Below are 16572 nucleotides of genomic sequence, written 5' to 3' on the forward strand. Positions count from 1 at the left end.
ATGGCGGATCGAGACACAACCGAGCCACCCTTCGGCCCGATCGTCTCCTCGGCCCATCTCGCCGACGGCGCCATGCCGGCACTGTCGGAGGTCGAGTTCGGGATGATCCTCTGCGGCCACGCCTTCGAACGCTGGATGGAACGCTGCATGACCGCCGCCGGCCAGCCGGGGCTGACGGCGACGGAGATCCTCGTGCTGCACACCGTCACGCATCGCGGCAAGGCCAAGCGCCTCGCCGACATCTGCCTCGTGCTCGGCATCGAGGACACGCACCTGGCCACCTACGCCATCCGCAAGCTCGAGGCCAAGGGCCTCGTCGCCCGCGAGAAGGCCGGCAAGGAGCGCCTGATCTCGGTCACCAGCGAAGGCGAAGCCGCCTGCCGACGTTACCGAGACCTGCGCGAGCGTATCCTTGTCGCTGGCGCCGCCGAGCTTGGCGTTTCGGCTGAGGCGATGTCCAGCGTCGCGCGACTGATGCGCGTGCTCTCCGGGCACTACGACCAGGCTGCGCGGACGGCTGCCAGTCTGTGAGCGCCCGCCCGACCGGCACGGCCACCAGGAACGGGCAGCCGGTGTAGCGGTGCAGCCGCACACGCTGCGAGCGGCTGCGGCGCACGTGGCGGCGCGCGGTGATCCTGATCCGGGAAGGCGCCGGCTGCTGCCGGTGCGCCTGCTTGCGGATTGCCCGGCGCTGCCGGGCGCGACTTTCCCGCCGCTCACGCATGCCAGAACGGCTTCCGGCATTCGCCCCGCGCGGTGTCGCGCGACAGGCCGACATCGGCCAGCAGGCGGTCGTCCAGACTGGCGAGCGCGGTGCGCTGGCGGTGGCGCTGGAACCAGACCACGGCAAGCGCCCTGGCAGGTTGGATGCTGATCGGGGCGCGACGCCCGTAGCGGGTCATGCTGATGTCACTCATGGGATTCCCTCCTCTTCGCCAGGTCAGTTCGCGAACGCCTGGAGTTGCTGGTGGCTGGGCGCGCTGATCGTCACGATGTCGCCGGCGCGGGCGAACTCGACTTCGGTCCAGGCCATGCCGAAGGCGCGCGGGACGGCGATGACCGCCCGCTGGCCGTCGGCCAGCGTCGTCACGAACCGCATCGGTTCGGGGCTGCCGCGACCGGTGAGCGTCGCCTCGACGCGAAAGCCGTGCGCCTCGGCCGTGTAGACCGCCGATCCGCGGACCCAGTCGAACTCGATGCTGGCTGGCTGGCCCGGCTGCATCTCGCCGCCATTGGCGACGTCGGCCGCGAAGATCGCGGACAGGAAGACGAGGGCACAGATTGCCTTGACCATGACCCACCTCGACGGCTGGGTGTGCCGGGCTGCCCCGGCGCGGAGCGCCATTGCTCTCGCAAGGGCAAGGTCTCACAATCGACCTCGCGGACCTGTGATGGCGGTCACATCGGATGCGCATCGCCTGGCGGGTCCGGCTCGTTGAGCCAAGCGAAACCAAGGGAGCGGGGTGCCATGACGATCGTCGATTCCCGCGCCGGGCCGGACAAGATCCGGCTGCTGCGCGACTGCCTGATCTTCCGATCGCTGGACGAGGCGGCGCGCCAGGAGCTGGCGGGCCGCGCCTATTTCAAGCGCTTCGCGGCCAAGGAGCCGATCTTCCAGATGGGCTCGCCGGGCCAGAGCATGATGGCGATCGCCAGCGGCGTCGTGCGGATCAGCGCGCCGATGGAAAGCGGGCGCGAGATCATCCTTGCCGATCTGCCGGCGGGCGAGGTGTTCGGCGAGGTCGCGATGCTCGACGGCAAGGAGCGCTCCGCCGGCGCCACGGCGCTGACCAATTGCGAGCTGCTGGTGCTGGAGCGGCGCGACGTCGTCTCGCTGATCCGCCACGATCCGGACGCCGCGCTGCGCCTGCTCGAGCTCCTGTGCGGCCGGCTCCGCCGCTCGGAGGAGCGGATGACCGAGATCGCCTTCCTGGAAGTACCGGCCCGCCTCGCCCGCACCCTGATCCGCGCCGCGGCGGAGGCGGCGGAGCGCTCGCGGGTGCAGCCGGTCAAGCTGTCGCTGGCGCAGGGTGAGCTCGCCCGGATGATCGGCAGCTCCCGCGAGAACGTCAATCGCTGCCTCAAGGAATGGCAGCGCCACGGCCTGATCGACCTCAAGGACGGCTGGCTGCTGGTGCTCGACCCGCAGGGGCTGGAGGCCCACGCCCACCGCTAGGCCGCTGGCGGAAGCCTCCGGAACGTCCGGTTCGCAGAATCCGGTTTCCTCCGGCCGGCTGCTTCGCCTAAGAAGCAGGCGGCACCGGGCAATGGCGAGGGGTGGTCTGCATGGCCGAGGCACGGCGGATCGACGGCAAGGCCGTCGCGGCGGGTATCGTGGAAAAGGTGAAGAATGCGGCGGCGGCGCTGGTCGCCGAAGGCGGGCCGCAGCCCGGCCTCGCCGTGGTCATCGTCGGCGAGGATCCGGCGAGCCAGGTCTATGTCGGCTCGAAGGAGAAGATGGCGCGCGAGTGCGGCTTCCACTCGGTCAAGCACGAGCTCTCCGCCGACACCAGCGAGGCGGATCTCCTTGCGGTCGTCGAGAGCCTCAACGCCGACCCGGCGATCCACGGCATTCTCGTCCAGCTGCCGCTGCCGAAGCAGATCGACGAGGCGAAGGTGATCGAGACGATCGACCCGGACAAGGACGTCGACGGGTTCAACCTGATCAATGTCGGGCGGCTCGCCACCGGCGCCCTCGACAAGGCCTTCGTGCCCTGCACGCCGGCCGGCTCGATGATCCTCATCCGCGAGGTGCTGGGCGACGATCTCTCCGGCAAGAACGCGGTTGTCGTCGGGCGCTCCAACATCGTCGGCAAGCCGATGGCGCAGTTGCTTCTGGCCGCGAACGCCACCGTCACCATCGCCCATTCGCGCACGAAGGATCTCGCCGCCGTCTGCCGCAACGCCGACATTCTCGTCGCGGCGGTCGGGCGCGCCGAGATGCTGACCGGCGACTACGTGAAGGAAGGCGCGGTGGTGATCGATGTCGGGATCAACCGCGTCCCCGCGCCGGAAAAGGGCGAGGGCAAGTCGCGGCTGGTCGGCGACGTCGACTATGCGTCGGCCGCCGCAAGGGCCGCGGCGATCACGCCGGTGCCGGGCGGCGTCGGGCCGATGACCATCGCGCTCTTGATGGCGAACACGCTCGCCTCGGCCTACCGCGCGGCAGGGAAGACGCCGCCCCGGCTCTGAACGCCCGGGGCGGGCCGGATCAGCCGGCCTCGGCGGCGCCCTCGACCGGCTTGGCGTCGCCAGCGGTCTGCTTCGGTCCGCCCTTGGAGACGCCAACCATCGCCGGACGCAGCACCCGGTCGCCGATGGCGTAGCCGGCCTGGACGACCTGCACGACGGTGTTGTGGGGCACCTCCGGGTTGGGGATCTCGAACATCGCCTGGTGGAAGTTCGGGTCGAAGCGCTGGCCTTCCGGGTCGAGCCGCTTCACGCCATGCTTCTCCAGCGCCGAGATCAGGCTGCGCTCGGTGACCTCGACGCCGTCGATCAGCGCGTTCAGCCCGTCGTCGCCGTGCGCCTTGGCCTCGGCCGGCACCGCCTCGATGGCGCGACGCAGATTGTCGGCGACCGACAGCATCTCGCGGGCAAAGCCGGTGACGCCGTAGACCCGCGCATCCTTGATCTCGCGCTCGGTGCGGCGGCGCAGATTCTCCATGTCGGCGGCGAGCCGCAGCAGCCGGTCCTTGACGTCGGCATTCTCCGCCTCGAGCCGGGCGATCCGCTCGGCGTCGGCGCCGGCCGCCGCGTCCGGATCGGCAAAACCGCTCGGTGTTGCGGTGTCGGAGGCAGCGTCGTTCGCCGCGTGACCGGCGTCGGCGGCGCCCGTCCGGGCCTCGCCTGCCGTGTCGTCGGTGTCGCTCTCGTGGCGCTGGCCGTTCTCGATCGTCATTCCGTCCTCAATCCCGTCTCAGGCTGGCGCCGCGGCGCCGACGCGCTCCCTTTCGGGAAACGTGGCAGGCTGCGGCGCAAAAAAGGTCTTCGGTGCCGCATATCGAAGCGGCGCGCGGCAAAATCAAGCCTGCCGCTCCGCCGCTCCCTTGGAGAGCAGCCGCGAGACGATGCGGGCGGTGTAGTCGACCATCGGCACGATCCGCCGGTAGTTCAGCCGGGTCGGGCCGATGACGCCGACGGCCCCGATCACCGCCTCGGTGCCGCCCTTGTAGGGCGCCACCACCAGCGACGAGCCGGACAGCGAGAACAGCTTGTTCTCCGAGCCGATGAAGATGCGGACGCCATTGCCGGTCTCGGCAAGGTCGAGCAGTTCGATGATGCCGCTCTTGGTCTCGAGGTCGTCGAACAGGAGCCGCAGCCGGTCGAGATCCTCCGACGCCGTGACATTCTCGAGCAGGTTGGCGCGGCCCCGCACGATCAGCCGTGCCGGCTGGTCGGCCGACGCGCCGGACCAGACGGCGAGGCCGCGGTCGACCAGTTGGCGCGACAGGAGGTCGAGCGCGTTGGCGGTGTCGTCCTTCAGCCGGCCGATCCGCTCGCTGGCTTCGCCGAGCGTGCGACCGACCACATGGGCGTTGAGGAAATTGGCGGCCTCGACCAGCTGCGAGGCGGTGACCCCGGCCGGCAGGTCGAAGATGCGGTTCTCGACCTCGCCGTTCTCGCCGACCAGCACGGCGAGCGCCTTCAGCGGCTCCAGCCGGATGAACTCGATATGCTTGAGCCGCAGGTCGGATTTCGACGTCAGCACGATGCCGGCGCCGCGCGACAGGCCGGACAGGAGCTGGCTCGCCTCGGTGAGCAGCGATTCGAACGGCCGGCCATCGCCGGACAGCCGCACCTTCTCCTCGATCTCCTCGCGCTCCGACGAGCCGAGGTCGCCGACTTCCAGAAAGGCGTCGACGAAGAAGCGCAGGCCCAGCTCGGTCGGCATCCGCCCGGCGCTGACATGCGGCGAATAGATCAGCCCCAGCGCCTCGAGATCGCTCATCACGTTGCGGATCGAGGCCGGCGACAGCGAATTGCTGATCAGCCGCGACAGCATGCGCGAGCCGACCGGCTCGCCGATGTCGAGATAGCTTTCGACGATCAGCCGGAACACCTCGCGTGAGCGATCGTCGAGCGGCAGCGCGCCGGCCGCGACGAAGTCACTGATGGGGAGGCGGAATTCGGTCATCGAGGGGCAGGTCTCTTCCGCATGACGCAAGTATAAGGAGCGCGGGCCGCCGCGCCAAGCGGCAAGCCGGGCGGGGCGCCGACGCGGCATCGATTCCGGCGCGCCGTCCTGCACACTCCGGAATGCCGCCGCGCGAGGCTTGCCGGCGAGGGTGCCCTCGGAGCGGGCCGCCGATGCCGGAATTATTTTGCTCCCCCGCCGCAACGCCGGTACAAGCCCGGCACAACCCGAAGCAACTAAGCCTTAACCATCGAGCGATCGTCAGGACATATCATGCGGCCATCCAAACGCGCCGGCGACCAGCTGAGGCAAGTCAGCCTCGAGCGGAACTTCTCCCGCCACGCCGAGGGCTCGTGCCTGGTGAAGTTCGGCGACACCCACGTGCTCTGCACCGCCAGTCTCGAGGAGCGCGTGCCCGGCTGGCTGCGCAATTCCGGCAAGGGCTGGGTGACCGCCGAATACGGCATGCTGCCGCGCGCCACCGGCGACCGCATGCGCCGCGAGGCGGCTTCCGGCAAGCAGTCCGGCCGCACCCAGGAGATCCAGCGGCTGATCGGCCGCTCGCTGCGCGCCGTGGTCAATCTCCCGGCGCTCGGCGAGCGCCAGATCACCGTCGACTGCGACGTGATCCAGGCCGACGGCGGCACCCGCACCGCGGCGATCACCGGCGGCTTCGTGGCGCTGGCCGACTGCCTCGCCTGGATGGAGGCGCGCGCCATGGTCAAGCGCAAGGACGTGCTCACCAGCCATGTCGCGGCGATCTCCTGCGGCATCTACAACGGCGAGCCGGTGCTCGACCTCGACTATCCGGAGGATTCCACCGCCGAGACCGACGCGAACTTCGTCATGACCGGCGCCGGCGGGATCATCGAGATCCAGGGCACCGCCGAGGGCGCGCCGTTCTCGGAGGACGAGTTCCTCAAGCTGCTCGCTCTGGCGCGCAAGGGCATCAACGAGCTGGTCGAGATGCAGCGCGAGGCGCTCGGAGGCGAACTTTGAACCGGCTCGACCCCGCCGACGGCCCGCTGCTCGTCGCCAGCCACAATGTCGGCAAGATCTGGGAAATCCGCGAGCTCATGGAGCCGTTCGGCTTCACCGTGGTGTCAGCGAAGGACAAGGGCCTCGCCGACCCGGAGGAGACCGGCACGACCTTCGAGGAGAACGCCGAGATCAAGGCGCTCGCTGCCCTCGAGGCGACGGGCCTGCCGGCGCTGTCGGACGATTCCGGCATCGCGATCGAGGCTTTGGGCGGCGATCCCGGCATCTACTCCGCCCGCTGGGGCGGGCCGGAGCGCGACTTCGCCATGGCGATGCGCAATGTCGAGGAAAAGCTGCAGGCGGCCGGCGCGACCGAGCCGGCGCAGCGGCGGGCGACCTTCGTCGCCGTGCTCTGCCTAGCGCTGCCCAGTGGCGAGCGGCACTTCTTCCGCGGCGAGGTGCACGGCACCTGCGTCTGGCCGCCGCGCGGCACGCTCGGCTTCGGCTACGACCCGATCTTCCTGCCGGATGGCCAGGACCGCACCTTCGGCGAGATGATGTCGCTGGAAAAGCACGCCTGGAAGCCCGGCCAGCCCGACGCGCTGTCGCATCGGGCGCGGGCGTTCCAGAAATTCGCACGCGAGGCGCTCGGGACGACATGACCCTGCACATGCCCCCGCGCGGCGCCGTCCTCGCCTTTCCCCCGGTTCCCCGCGACCCGGGCTTCGGCGTCTATATCCACTGGCCGTTCTGCGCGGCGAAATGCCCGTATTGCGACTTCAACAGCCATGTCCGGCAGAAGCCGATCGACCAGGATCGCTATGCCGCGGCCTTCGAGCGGGAGATCGCCGAGGCGGCGCGCCGCTCGCCCGGCGAGAAGGTGACCTCGATCTTCCTCGGCGGCGGTACCCCCTCGCTGATGGAGCCGGCGACGGTCGGGCGGATCCTCGACGCGGTGGCGGCGCGCTGGACCATCGCCGACGGCGCCGAGGTGACGCTGGAAGCCAATCCTTCGAGCGTCGAGGCGGAGCGCTTCCGCGGCTATCGCGCGGCGGGCGTCAACCGGGTGTCGCTCGGCGTCCAGGCGCTGAACGACCGGGACCTCAGGCGGCTCGGCCGGCTGCACGACGTCGAGCAGGCGCTCGGCGCCATCGACCTTGCCCGCGCCACCTTCCCGCGCCTCTCCTTCGACCTGATCTATGCGCGGCCCGAGCAGACCGTCGCCGGCTGGGAAGCCGAGCTCACCCAGGCCATCGACCTCGCCGCCGACCATCTGTCGCTCTACCAGCTGACCATCGAGGAAGGCACGGCCTTCCACGCGCTGCACAAGGCCGGCAAGCTGATCGTCCCGGACGGCGAGCTGTCGGCCGATCTCTACGAGGCGACGCAGTCGCTGACCGCAGCCCGCGGCCTGCCGGCCTACGAGATCTCCAACCACGCGGTGCCGGGCGCCGAATCGCGCCACAACCTGACCTACTGGCGCTACGGCCTCTATGCCGGCATCGGCCCCGGCGCTCACGGCCGGCTGATGGGCGAGGACGGCCGCCACGCCATCGCCAACGAGCCGCTGCCCGAGACCTGGCTGAAGATGGTGGAGGCCTGGGATTCCGGCGCCATCACCGACGAATTGCTGACCGAGACCGAGCAGGCGGACGAGCTGCTGCTGATGGGACTGCGCCTGACCGAAGGCATCGACCTCGCCCGCTGGCGCCGGCTCACCGGCCGCGACATCGACCCGGACAGCGAGGCGGAACTGCGGGCCCACGGCATGGTCGAGCGCATCGGCCCCGACCGCCTGCGCGCCACGCCCGCCGGCATGCTGGTGCTGGATGCGGTGGTCGCGGATCTGGCGTGAGGGTGCTGTCGACAGTTCGACCGGCCGGCGGTAAATTCCCTAGCGCCATCCATCGGAGTGCCTGACAGTGGCGCGGAGCAGCTCTCCTCTTCTGGTCGAACTTGGAACCCAACGGGCCAGTCTCGACGCTCATCTCGAGAGCGGCGACTTTGCGGACGCGAGTGACGTGCTCCGGGCCGGCCTGCGCGCCCTGGATCGTGAGACCGCCGCACGCGATGCGGTCATGAAGGCGGGGATAGAGGAGGCTCTCGGAGACCCGCGTCCGTCTGTGCCCGCCCCGGATGTCTTCGATCGCTTGCGCCGGAAGCAGGATCGCCGGGTCGAGCGACCGGACCGCGATCCTGACTGAGGTCCACTTTCATCCGCTCGCGGAAGAAGATCTCGATCAGATCGACGACTTTGTTGCCATGCGGAGTCCTTCGGGCGCGCGTCGGCTGGCAGAACGGCTCGAGGGCGCCATCGAACGGCTCTCCCGATTTCCCGACAGCGGCAGGCCAAGGGACGACCTCGCTGCCGGAATCAGGACGATTGCCGTCGATCACACACTCCTCGTTGCCTACAGGGTCGATCCCGGTCACATCCTGATCCTGCGGATCTTCTATGCCGGCCGCGACTTCGAAGCCGATCTGCGCGAAGACGAGCAGGACCTGTCCGACAGAGAATCGTGAACGAATGACCGAGACCGATGCGCCCGCCCGCAGCTACAGCGTCCGCGATGTCGCCCACACCGCCCCGCGCCCGGAGCCCGGCCTCTATCTCGTGGCGACGCCGATCGGCAATCTCGGCGACATGACGCTGCGCGGCCTGGAGATCATCGCCGGCGCCGACCGGCTCGCCTGCGAGGACACGCGCGTCACCGCCAAGCTCCTGCAGCGCTTTTCCATCAAGCGGCGGATGACGCCCTATCACGAGCACAATGCCGAGGAGTCCGGCGCCGCCCTGCTCGCCGAACTTCACGCCGGAGGGTCGGTGGCGCTGGTGTCGGATGCCGGCACGCCGCTGGTGTCCGATCCCGGCTACCGTCTGGTGCAGCAGGCGCTCGACGCCGGCATCAAGGTGGTGCCGATCCCCGGCGCCTCGGCCGTGCTCGCGGCGCTCTGCGTCTCGGGCCTGCCGTCGGACGCGTTCTTCTTCGCCGGATTCCTGCCGCAGAAGGAACAGGCCCGCGCCGCCCGGCTGCAGGAGCTGGCCCGGGTGCCGGGCTCGCTGGTGTTCTTCGAGGCGCCGCACCGCATCGCCGCCAGCCTCGCGGCGATGGCCACGGCGCTCGGGGATCGCCCGGCGGCGGTCTGCCGCGAGCTGACCAAGGCCTACGAGACCATCTATCGAGGCACGCTGCCCGAACTGGCGGAGACCTTCGCGGCCATGGAGCAGGTGCGCGGCGAGATCGTCGTCTGCATCGCGCCACCGCCCTCCGAGGCGGTAGCGAGCGCGGCCGATACCGACGGCATCCTCGCCGGGCTGCTCGCCGAGATGAAGCCGACGCAGGCCGCGCAGGAGGCGGCGCGGCTCACCGGCCTGCCGCGCCGCGCCCTCTACCAGCGCGCCCTGGAGCTGAAGGACCGGACATGACGGCTGACGCGGCCGACCGGCGACGCCGCGATCTCGGCCGCGGCCATCGCGGCGAGCGCCTTGCCTGCTGGGCGCTGCGGCTGAAATTCTACCGCATCCTCGCCCTGCGCTACCGCACCAGGCTCGGCGAGATCGACATCGTGGCGCGCCGCGGCGACCTCGTCGCCATCGTCGAGGTGAAGGCGCGGCCGAGCGTCGTCGAGGCAATGGATGCGGTGGGGCCGGCGGCGCAGCGGCGCATCGAGGCGGCGGCCGATCTCTGGCTCGCCCGGCAGAAGGATCACCACCGCCTGTCGCTGCGCTTCGACATCGTCGCCGTCCGGCCCTGGCGCTGGCCGGTGCACGTGCCGGGCGCCTGGGCGCCGCGCCGGCTCTGAGCGCCGCACGAGGCGCTTCAGCGCGGCAATATTATCGCAATGGCCTCGAAGCACGCTGGGCGGATAGGCATCCGCCGTCGCACTGTTTATAGACCGGCGATGAAACCAGACGACAGACTGCGGAGCCTTCGCCCGGCGTGAAGAAATCCATTTCCCTGACGAAGCCCGACGAGCGCGGGCTGGTTGTCCGGCTGCTGAAGCGGATCGTTGCCGAGAACGGCCGGCTGTTCCTCCGGCAGTATTCGGTGGCGATCGTCTGCCTGGTGCTCGTCGCGGCCAGCACCGCCTTCCTCGCCTGGATCATGCGCGACGTCATCGACGAGATCTTCGTCAAGCAGAACCGCGCCGCCATCGTCACCCTGCCGGTGGTGGTGTTCCTCGCCTTTGCCGTGCGCGGCCTGGCGACCTACGGCCAGGGCGTCATCCTGGCGCGGATCGGCAACAACGTCGTCGCCCGCTACCAGCGGCGGCTGTTCGCCCATCTCACCGAACTGTCGGTGGACTTCTTCTCGGAGAACCGCTCGGCGCATCTGGCCGCCCGGATCAACCAGAACGTCTCCGGCATCCGCGACACGCTGAACCTCACCGTCACGACGCTGGCGCGCGACGTCCTCAGCCTGGTCTTCCTGGTCTTCGTGATGATCTACCAGGACCCGGTCCTGTCCGCGATCGCGCTGCTCGCCGGGCCGCCGATCGCGCTGATGATCGCCGGCCTCGCCCGCAAGCTGCGCTCGGCCACCCGCCAGTCGATCGACCTCAATGCCCGCGTCCTCGCCTCGATGCAGGAGGCTGCCCAGGGCATCACCGTGGTGAAGGCGTTCACCATGGAGAAGCCGCTGCGCGATCGCATCGAACGGCTGATCGTCGCCGCCGAGGAGCGCTCCAACCGCATCGCCACCATCACCGAGCGCACCACGCCGGTGACCGAGATCGTCGCCGGCCTCGCGATCGCCGGGGTCATCGCCTATTCCGGCTACCGCGCCATCGTCTACGGCTATTCGCCGGGCTCGATGTTCGCCTTCATCACGGCGCTGCTCTTCGCCTACGATCCGGCGCGGCGGCTCGCCAAGCTGCAGGTGCAGCTGGAGCGGGCGCTGGTCAACGCCCAGATGATCTACGAGATCCTCGACCTCGAGCCGCGCCAGTCGGACCGGCCGGACGCCGCCGAACTGGTCGTCTCCGGCGGCGAGGTGGTCTTCGAGAATGTCGGCTTCTCCTATTACGAGAACGAGCCGGTGCTGCGCGGGCTCGACTTCGTCGCCCCGGCCGGCAGGACCACCGCGGTGATCGGCGCCTCGGGCGGCGGCAAGTCGACCCTCGTCGCGCTGCTGCAGCGCTTCTACGACGTCGAGGCGGGCCGCATCCTGATCGACGGCCAGGACATCAGCACCGTCACCAAGCGGTCGCTGCGCCAGAAGATCGCCTATGTCCCGCAGTCGCCGTATCTGTTCGAGGGCACGATCCGCGACAATATCCGCCTCGGCCGGCCGGACGCCACCGACGCGGAGATCGAGGAGGCGGCGCGCCTCGCCCAGGCCGAGGAGTTTATCGTCACCCAGCCGGCCGGCTACGACACGCCGCTCGGCGAGAACGGCGTGACCCTTTCCGGCGGCCAGCGCCAGCGCCTGTCGATCGCCCGGGCCCTCGTCCGCGACGCGCCGATCCTGCTGCTCGACGAGGCGACCTCGGCGCTCGACACCCGCTCGGAGACGCTGGTGCAGCTGGCGCTGGAGCAGGCCTCGCAAAACCGCACGGTCATCGTCGTCGCCCACCGGCTCTCGACCATCGTCGGCGCCGACCAGATCCTGGTGGTCGACGGCGGCCGGATCGTCGAGCGCGGCACGCATCGCGAGCTTGTCGATCGGCAGGAAGGCCACTATGCCCGCTTCTACGGCCTGCAGGGGCGCGAGGGGCGCGACCCGGCGCGGGCTTTGGCGGAGACCGTCCGGCCCTGAGGCCGAACGAGGGAGGGACATCGCAATGGGCGAGATGAGACTGGTCGTGCTCGGCGCGGCAGGCCGCATGGGCCGCACCCTCGTCGACATCATCGCCGCGACGCAAGGCGCCCGGCTCTCCGGCGCGCTCGACCGGCCGGACTCGCCGGCGATCGGCAGCGACGCCGGCACGCTCGCCGCCATCGGCCCGCTCGGGGTGATCGTCACCAGCGATGTAGACGAAGCGCTCGACGGCGCCGACGGCATCATCGACTTCACCGCGCCGGCCGCCTCGGTCGCCTTCGCGGCGATCGCCGCCGAACGCGGCCTCGTCCACGTCATCGGCACGACCGGCCTCGGCCCGGACGCAGAGTCCGCCATCGCCGCGGCGGCCGCACGGGCCCGCATCGTCAAGTCCGGCAACATGAGCCTCGGCGTCAATCTCCTCGCCGGGCTGGTGGAGAAGGCGGCAAAGGCGCTTGGGCCGGAGGCGTTCGACATCGAGATCCTCGAGATGCACCACCGCCACAAGGTCGACGCGCCCTCCGGCACGGCGCTGCTGCTCGGCGAGGCGGCGGCCAAAGGCCGCGACGTCGGGCTGGCGGAGGCCAGCGTACGCGTGCGCGACGGCCAGACCGGACCGCGCGCTCCGGGCACGATCGGCTTTGCGACGCTGCGCGGCGGCTCGGTGGTCGGCGAGCATTCGGTGATCCTCGCCGGCGAGGGCGAGCGCCTGGTGCTCAGCCACATCGCCACCGACCGCGCCATCTTCGCGCGCGGCGCCGTCCGTGCCGCCCTGTGGGCCCGGGACAAGGCGCCCGGCCTCTACGGCATGCGCGACGTGCTCGGCCTCGCCGACTGACGCCCCTTTCCAGTCTTCGATCCCAACCACAAAGGTCCGCCGCGATGTCCCGAACCCTCGTCCTCGTCCGCCACGGCCAGAGCGAATGGAACCTGAAGAACCTGTTCACCGGCTGGAAGGACCCGGACCTGACGGAAAAGGGCGTCGAGGAGGCGCGCGCCGCCGGTCGCAGCCTCAAGGCCGCCGGCCTGACCTTCGACCTCGCCTTCACCAGCGAGCTCTCGCGCGCCCAGCGCACGCTGGCGCTGATGCTCGATGAACTCGGTGCACCGGACCTGCCGACGATCCGCAACGTCGCGCTCAACGAGCGCGACTACGGCGACCTCTCCGGCCTCAACAAGGACGACGCCCGCAAGAAATGGGGCGAGGAGCAGGTGCATGTCTGGCGCCGCTCCTACGACGTGCCGCCGCCGGGCGGCGAGAGCCTGAAGGACACCGGCGCGCGCGTCTGGCCCTATTACATCCACGACATCCAGCCGAAGGTGCTGGGCGGCGGCACGGTGCTGGTGGTGGCGCACGGCAACTCGCTGCGCGCCCTCGTCATGGCGCTGGACGGGCTCAGCGGCGAGGAGATCGTCGGCCAGGAAATCGCTACGGGCGTGCCGATCCTCTACCGGCTCAACCCCGATTCAAGCGTCGCCGAGAAAATCGTGATGGAAGGCTGAGATGCCGCCCGGCCGCCGGCGCCTTTGAATGCGCCGGCCGGGGTGTTAGGCACGCCCCGGGCGCCGGAAACAGCTGAGAGAATGCCATCATGACCGATCGAATCGTTCTGCGCACCGGCGAGGCCCTCGTTGCCGGCGGATCTCCTGGCACCGCCGCCGAGCCGGAAGTCGTCATCGGCGCGCTCGACGGCCCGGTCGGCACCGCCATCGCGACGCTGACCGGCGACCAGGTGAAGGGCCACAGCCGCGTCTTCGCGCTGCTCAACACCGACATCATGGTCCGCCCGGTGACGCTCTGCGTCTCGAAGGTCACCGTCGACGATCCGAAATACACCAACATCCTGATGGGCACGGTGCAGTTCGCCATCGCCAACGGCGTGCTCGACGCGGTGCGGCAAGGCTTCCTGCCGAAGGACCAGGTCAACGACCTCGGCATCGTCTGCTCGGTGTGGCTGGCGCCGAGCATCGTCGACGTCGTCGATCTCGACCACAAGATCCTGTTCGACATCCACCGCAAGGCGATGACGGAGGCGATCCGCAAGGCGATGAGCAACGAGCCGTCGATCGACTGGCTGCTCGAGAACCAGGAAAAGATCGTCCACAAATACTACCAGATGGGCCTCGACGGGAAGATCTGAGACCCGCCCGCCAAAGCCCGGCGCGCGCCGTTCAGGGGCGCGCCAGGAGGCCGCATTCCCAGCCGAGCATCGCCCGCTTGCGGGTGATGCCCCAGTGGTAGCCGGTCAGCGCGCCGGCCTTGCCGACGACGCGGTGGCAGGGCACCACGAAGGAGATCGGGTTGCGCCCGACCGCCGCGCCCACCGCCCGTGCCGCCTTCGGCGCGCCGATGCGGCTCGCCACCGCCGCATAGGTCGTCGCCTGGCCGAGCGGGATCGTCAGCAGCGCCTCCCAGACGCGGACCTCGAAATCCGTGCCGATCAGCACGATCCGCAGCGGGCGCTCGCACTGCCAGCTTTCCGGCTCGAAGATCCGCTGGGCGAGCGGGCGCGTCTCCTCCGGCTTCGGCACGAACGAAGCCTTCGGCCAGCGCCGGCGCATGTCGTCCAGCGCCGCCGCCTCGCCGCCGTCGCCCGGTTCGGCAAAGCCGATGCCGGCAAGGCCGCGCTCCGTCGCCACCACCAGCGCCAGGCCGAAGGGCGTCGGGTGGAACCCATAGGCGAGCGTGATGCCCTCGCCGCGGGCCTTGTAGGCGCCGGGCGACAGCGCCTCGTGCTTGACGAAGAGGTCGTGCAGCCGCGACGGGCCGGAGAGCCCGACCTCCAGCGCCGCGTCGAGCAGCGAGGCGCCGTCGCCGAGCAGCCGCCTGGCATGATCCAGCGTCACCGCCTGCAGGAAGGCCTTCGGCGTCAGGCCGGACCAGCGGCGGAAGATCGTCGCCAGCGCCGCCTCGTCCATGGCGAGCGCCGCGGCGATCTCGCCGAGGCTCGGCTGCTGGCGGTAATGCGTCGAGATGAACTCGATGGTGCGGCGGACGACGTCGTAGTCGGACAGCGCCGCGCGGGCGGCGGGCGCCTCAGAAAGCAGAGCCGGCTCGAAGGCGGCGGGGGCGATGGACAACATGGCGATCTCCTTCGTCCCCATCACTGCACCCGCGGGCCGGCCCTCGCCACCCGTTTTTCCGGCAGGGGCAGCGGCCGTCAGTTGCCCTTGGCCGTGAGCAGCGCGCGGTTGAATTCCCGGGCGAAACTCTCGCGGTCGTCCGGGTTGAGGAAGCTGCCGATCTCGGTGGACGCGCCCTTGGACTCGACGCTCATCCTTGTGATGCCGATCTCGTCGTGCCTTGCGACGCGAAACCGCGCCCAGAACGGGTTGTGGTGTGCCTCGCGCACCTCGCCGCGCGGCGAGATCTTGCGGATCGACAGGTCGCTGCGCGACACGGTGACCTCCTCGCGGGCCTTGGCCGAGCGGTAGCTCGCCGCGAACGCCCACCAGACCAGCACGACGTCGAGCCCGAGAAAGCCGAAGACCGGCCAGGCGCCCTTGGCGAGGAACAACAGGCCGCTGCCGAAGCTCACCAGCGCGAAGCCCGCCATCATCACGGTGAAGCCGCGCCGCCCGAGCGAGCGGTACGGCACCAGCAGCGCCGCAAAGATCGGCCGCTCGGCGTCCGGCGTCTCGCGACTGTCGACAGTCTCGTTCATCGCGCGCCTCCCGGCCGCCAGCGGGCGCCCCGCAATGGCGCCGACGGTCCCTGTCCCCAGCGATCCCGGCCAAGGGTGTTTCCCCGGCGTCCGGTCCCGCTGTATGGGACGGTCATGGCAGAGAAGATCGGTCGCCCCACCTCATCGGTCAAGCGCGCCGGCGGCGGCACATCGTCCCGCCCGGGCGCCCGACCCGCCGCGCGCCGGCCGCGCATCCCCTACACGCGGGACGAGATCGCGGAGATCTTCCGGCGCTTCTCGGTGCAGCGGCCGGACCCGCAGTCGGAGCTGGAATACACCAACCCCTTCACCCTGCTCGTCGCCGTGGTGCTGTCGGCGCAGGCGACCGACGCCGGCGTCAACAAGGCGACGCGGGCGCTGTTTGCCGCCGCCGACACGCCGGCGCGGATGGCCGCGCTCGGCGAGGACGCGATCCGCGAGTATATCCGCACGATCGGCCTGTTCCGCACCAAGGCGAAGAACGTTCAGGCCCTGTCCGAGGCGCTCGTCGCCCGCCACGGCGGCGAAGTCCCGGCCGACCGCGCGGCGCTGGAGGCGCTGCCCGGCGTCGGCCGCAAGACCGCCAATGTCGTCCTCAACGTCGCCTTCGGCGCGGAAACGCTCGCCGTCGACACCCACATCTTCCGCCTCGGCAACCGCCTCAGGCTCGCCCCCGGCAAGACGCCCGAGGAAGTCGAGACCCGCCTCCTCGCCGTCATCCCGCCCCCCTACCGCCGCCACGCCCATCACTGGCTGATCCTGCACGGCCGCTATGTCTGCAAGGCCCGCAAGCCGGAATGCCCGGCCTGCGTCATCGCCGATCTCTGCAAGGCGGCGGAGAAATGGTGCGACGTCCCCGCGCCTTCGGTCGAACTGGGCGTGGGGATGGCGGTGGCGGGGGAAGCGGGCCCCCAGCCTCCGACAGGCACACCGCGCCACGCGCCCGAAGACTCGCCCGCCGACCCCGGAAAGCCGCTTGACGCGGGAGCCGGGTGACGCACTCTCCCCCGCAGCCGTTCTGACATAACGA

The 16572-nt window shown here is 70.2% G+C and carries 21 protein-coding genes; 15 read left to right on the top strand and 6 right to left on the bottom strand.

Annotation, left to right across the window (positions count from 1 at the left end; all coding sequences use genetic code 11):
- A complete protein-coding gene (locus LXB15_RS17695) occupies positions 1 to 531 on the top strand; it encodes a winged helix DNA-binding protein (protein WP_233949694.1) in 531 nt (176 codons plus the stop codon).
- A gap of 185 nt (positions 532 to 716) precedes the next feature.
- On the opposite strand, the gene LXB15_RS17700 is transcribed toward LXB15_RS17695, so the two are convergent.
- Positions 717 to 917, bottom strand: a complete 201-nt coding sequence (locus LXB15_RS17700; RefSeq protein WP_233949695.1) for a DUF1127 domain-containing protein — start codon at positions 915 to 917, stop codon at positions 717 to 719.
- A gap of 23 nt (positions 918 to 940) precedes the next feature.
- Positions 941 to 1294 carry a hypothetical protein gene (locus LXB15_RS17705; RefSeq protein ID WP_233949696.1) on the bottom strand — a complete coding sequence of 118 codons (354 nt, stop codon included), beginning with the start codon at positions 1292 to 1294 and terminating at the stop codon, positions 941 to 943.
- Between the two features lie 174 nt (positions 1295 to 1468).
- On the opposite strand from LXB15_RS17705, the gene LXB15_RS17710 reads away from it, so the two are divergent.
- Entirely contained in the window at positions 1469 to 2176 is a 708-nt protein-coding gene (locus LXB15_RS17710; RefSeq protein WP_233949697.1) for a Crp/Fnr family transcriptional regulator, read from the top strand.
- A 110-nt stretch (positions 2177 to 2286) separates the two neighbouring features.
- Positions 2287 to 3192 carry a bifunctional methylenetetrahydrofolate dehydrogenase/methenyltetrahydrofolate cyclohydrolase FolD gene (gene folD, locus LXB15_RS17715; RefSeq protein ID WP_233949698.1) on the top strand — a complete coding sequence of 302 codons (906 nt, stop codon included), beginning with the start codon at positions 2287 to 2289 and terminating at the stop codon, positions 3190 to 3192.
- 19 nt (positions 3193 to 3211) lie between these two features.
- Here the strand turns inward: folD and grpE are convergent, their stop codons facing one another.
- Both grpE and hrcA read right to left on the bottom strand, forming a co-directional pair.
- Positions 3212 to 3901, bottom strand: coding sequence for a nucleotide exchange factor GrpE (gene grpE, locus LXB15_RS17720; RefSeq protein WP_233949699.1), 690 nt, complete (start codon positions 3899 to 3901; stop codon positions 3212 to 3214).
- A gap of 123 nt (positions 3902 to 4024) precedes the next feature.
- On the bottom strand, positions 4025 to 5137 hold the full coding sequence (hrcA, locus tag LXB15_RS17725) for a heat-inducible transcriptional repressor HrcA (RefSeq protein WP_233949700.1): 1113 nt from the start codon (positions 5135 to 5137) through the stop codon (positions 4025 to 4027).
- Between the two features lie 273 nt (positions 5138 to 5410).
- On the opposite strand from hrcA, the gene rph reads away from it, so the two are divergent.
- The 11 genes from rph to LXB15_RS17780 all read left to right on the top strand — a co-directional run bounded on the left by rph (position 5411) and on the right by LXB15_RS17780 (position 14018).
- Positions 5411 to 6136: a ribonuclease PH gene (gene rph, locus LXB15_RS17730; RefSeq protein ID WP_233949701.1), complete on the top strand. Its 726-nt coding sequence runs from the start codon at positions 5411 to 5413 to the stop codon at positions 6134 to 6136.
- Complete coding sequence (gene rdgB, locus LXB15_RS17735; RefSeq protein WP_233949702.1) at positions 6133 to 6777, top strand: RdgB/HAM1 family non-canonical purine NTP pyrophosphatase; 645 nt, start codon at positions 6133 to 6135, stop codon at positions 6775 to 6777. Before rph ends, rdgB begins: the two co-directional genes overlap by 4 nt.
- Positions 6774 to 7970 (top strand): radical SAM family heme chaperone HemW, encoded by a 1197-nt coding sequence (gene hemW / locus LXB15_RS17740; RefSeq protein WP_233949703.1) that lies wholly within the window; start codon positions 6774 to 6776, stop codon positions 7968 to 7970. Before rdgB ends, hemW begins: the two co-directional genes overlap by 4 nt.
- A gap of 67 nt (positions 7971 to 8037) precedes the next feature.
- Positions 8038 to 8319 (top strand): type II toxin-antitoxin system ParD family antitoxin, encoded by a 282-nt coding sequence (locus tag LXB15_RS20985; RefSeq protein WP_255696612.1) that lies wholly within the window; start codon positions 8038 to 8040, stop codon positions 8317 to 8319.
- On the top strand, positions 8252 to 8638 hold the full coding sequence (locus LXB15_RS17750) for a type II toxin-antitoxin system RelE/ParE family toxin (protein WP_233949704.1): 387 nt from the start codon (positions 8252 to 8254) through the stop codon (positions 8636 to 8638). The genes LXB15_RS20985 and LXB15_RS17750 overlap by 68 nt, the downstream gene beginning before the upstream one ends.
- A 4-nt stretch (positions 8639 to 8642) precedes the next feature.
- The gene (rsmI, locus tag LXB15_RS17755) at positions 8643 to 9542 is read left to right on the top strand and encodes a 16S rRNA (cytidine(1402)-2'-O)-methyltransferase (RefSeq protein ID WP_233949705.1); all 900 of its coding nucleotides are present in this window, start codon (positions 8643 to 8645) and stop codon (positions 9540 to 9542) included.
- On the top strand, positions 9539 to 9919 hold the full coding sequence (locus LXB15_RS17760; protein WP_233949706.1) for a YraN family protein: 381 nt from the start codon (positions 9539 to 9541) through the stop codon (positions 9917 to 9919). Before rsmI ends, LXB15_RS17760 begins: the two co-directional genes overlap by 4 nt.
- A 137-nt stretch (positions 9920 to 10056) precedes the next feature.
- Positions 10057 to 11874 carry an ABC transporter ATP-binding protein gene (locus LXB15_RS17765; RefSeq protein WP_233949707.1) on the top strand — a complete coding sequence of 606 codons (1818 nt, stop codon included), beginning with the start codon at positions 10057 to 10059 and terminating at the stop codon, positions 11872 to 11874.
- Between the two features lie 25 nt (positions 11875 to 11899).
- Entirely contained in the window at positions 11900 to 12715 is an 816-nt protein-coding gene (gene dapB, locus LXB15_RS17770; protein WP_233949708.1) for a 4-hydroxy-tetrahydrodipicolinate reductase, read from the top strand.
- A 44-nt stretch (positions 12716 to 12759) separates the two neighbouring features.
- Positions 12760 to 13380 (top strand): 2,3-bisphosphoglycerate-dependent phosphoglycerate mutase, encoded by a 621-nt coding sequence (locus LXB15_RS17775; protein WP_233949709.1) that lies wholly within the window; start codon positions 12760 to 12762, stop codon positions 13378 to 13380.
- An 89-nt stretch (positions 13381 to 13469) separates the two neighbouring features.
- Positions 13470 to 14018 carry a formaldehyde-activating enzyme gene (locus LXB15_RS17780; protein WP_233949710.1) on the top strand — a complete coding sequence of 183 codons (549 nt, stop codon included), beginning with the start codon at positions 13470 to 13472 and terminating at the stop codon, positions 14016 to 14018.
- Between the two features lie 31 nt (positions 14019 to 14049).
- On the opposite strand, the gene LXB15_RS17785 is transcribed toward LXB15_RS17780, so the two are convergent.
- Together LXB15_RS17785 and LXB15_RS17790 are read right to left on the bottom strand one after the other, a co-directional pair.
- Positions 14050 to 14961 (bottom strand): bifunctional helix-turn-helix domain-containing protein/methylated-DNA--[protein]-cysteine S-methyltransferase, encoded by a 912-nt coding sequence (locus LXB15_RS17785; RefSeq protein ID WP_233949711.1) that lies wholly within the window; start codon positions 14959 to 14961, stop codon positions 14050 to 14052.
- A 77-nt stretch (positions 14962 to 15038) separates the two neighbouring features.
- Positions 15039 to 15542 carry a DUF2244 domain-containing protein gene (locus tag LXB15_RS17790; RefSeq protein WP_233949712.1) on the bottom strand — a complete coding sequence of 168 codons (504 nt, stop codon included), beginning with the start codon at positions 15540 to 15542 and terminating at the stop codon, positions 15039 to 15041.
- 114 nt (positions 15543 to 15656) lie between these two features.
- Between LXB15_RS17790 and nth the strand changes: the two genes are divergently transcribed.
- Positions 15657 to 16538, top strand: coding sequence for an endonuclease III (nth, locus tag LXB15_RS17795; protein WP_233949713.1), 882 nt, complete (start codon positions 15657 to 15659; stop codon positions 16536 to 16538).
- The last annotated feature ends 34 nt before the right edge of the window (positions 16539 to 16572 follow it).

Origin of the sequence: Aurantimonas sp. HBX-1 (assembly GCF_021391535.1) — a bacterium.
Lineage (GTDB): Bacteria > Pseudomonadota > Alphaproteobacteria > Rhizobiales > Rhizobiaceae > Aurantimonas.